This is a genomic window from Streptomyces sp. NPDC004752, assembly GCF_053601275.1.
Window position 1 is genome coordinate 1 of the sequence record NZ_JBSGBN010000066.1, and the last position, 1,487, is coordinate 1,487.

Genomic DNA, 1,487 nt, shown 5'->3' on the forward strand with positions numbered 1-1,487 from the left:
AGTTCCGCCTCCGCTCCGGTGAGCGCCGACGGCACCAGCGCGGCGGCCTCGGCCAGCTCCCGGGCCAGCCGCGCCACGCCGGTCACGAAGATGTCCGCCTGGGCGAGGGCGCCCTCGGCCGCCCGCAGATGGCGGACCGCCCGCCCGGCGTCGTCGGAACCGGCCGCTCGGCGGGCCTGGTTGAGTTCGGCGCCGACGAACAGCAGCCGGTCCTTGGCCTGTTCGGCGTTGCCCCGGACGGGTTCGGCGGCCGTCGGCCCGTAGCGCTCGCCCAGTCCGGCGGCGGTCGCCTCCGCGCCCGCCGTGCGCTCCGCCAGCTCCCGGAACCGCCGCTCCGCGATCTCCAGCGCCCCGCCCAGGTCGCGCTCCAGCGCCCGCAGCCGGTCGAAGGCCGCCGCCTCCGTGTCCAGCCGTCGGCCGGCCTCCGCGCACCGTCCGACCACCCCCACGAGCGCCTGCCGCCGGGCGGCGACATCCCGGGGCAGCCCCTCCTCGTAGCGCCGTCGTATCGCGAACGCGGCCGACAGTTCGGTCTCGGCCGCCCGCAGGGCCCGCGCGAACGGCTCGACGGCCGCGGGCCCGGACCGCGCCTCGGCGCAGGCCAGTTCCTCCCGGCTGGTGCGTACGGCGTCATCGGCCGCGACCAGGGCGGCACGGGCCTGCCGGTCGGACTCGGCGGGAGCCGGCACGGGCGGACGCGGGGATCCCGTCCCGGGCGTCGTACGGGTCCGAGCCCGCCGGGTGCGCCGTACGTACGCGTACCCCGCCAGCACCCCCGCCGTGCCCACCGCCACCAGGGGCAGGACGAGATCGCCCGGAGACGTCCCGGTCCGCCCCGGTACGGCAGCGTCGGCCACGGGTCCGGCGCGGGCCGCGGGAACCGGATCTTGGGCGCCGAACGTCATCCCCGGCAACACCAGCCACACGAGCGAGACGACGCCGCCCAGCACGGTGTGCGCCACCTGCACACGTATGTGCGACGCGGCACGCCTCGGCCGGCGCCGGATCAAGGATGACGTCACATTTCGGAGCGTATGGGCGGGCGCCCGGCTCCGCGACCGGGGTGGATGCGCGTGGGGGACCACGGGACAGGGGAGACGGCATGGACACGGAACCGGCACCGGCACCGGCTGGGCCGGCAGAAACCGATCCGCCCGACCCCCCGCGCCGGCGCTCCACACCGCCCGCCGCCCAAGCCGCCTCTGACGCCATGGCGGGCCGGGGTTCCGACGAGCCCGACGTACCGGTCGCGCCTCTGGCGTCCGCTGCCTCCGCGGGGCTCGCTACGTCCGGGGTGCCTGCCGTCCGAGCTGCCTCTGACGCCGTCGCGGGCCCGGACTCGGCTGTGCCCGATGTACCGGTCGTGTCTGAGGCGTCCGCTGCCTCTGAGGGGCTCGCTGCGTCCGGGGTGCCTGTCGTCCGAGCTGCGTCTGACGCTGTGGTGGGTGGGGATTCGGCTGTGCCCGATGTACCGGTCGTGTCTGAGG

General features: G+C 76.7%; 1 pseudogene. It reads right to left on the reverse strand.

From position 1 onward, the window contains the following. Nucleotides 1-1,022, reverse strand: a pseudogene (locus ACWEKM_RS25745) (hypothetical protein); the annotation flags it as partial. Nucleotides 1,023-1,487 lie beyond the last annotated feature (465 nt).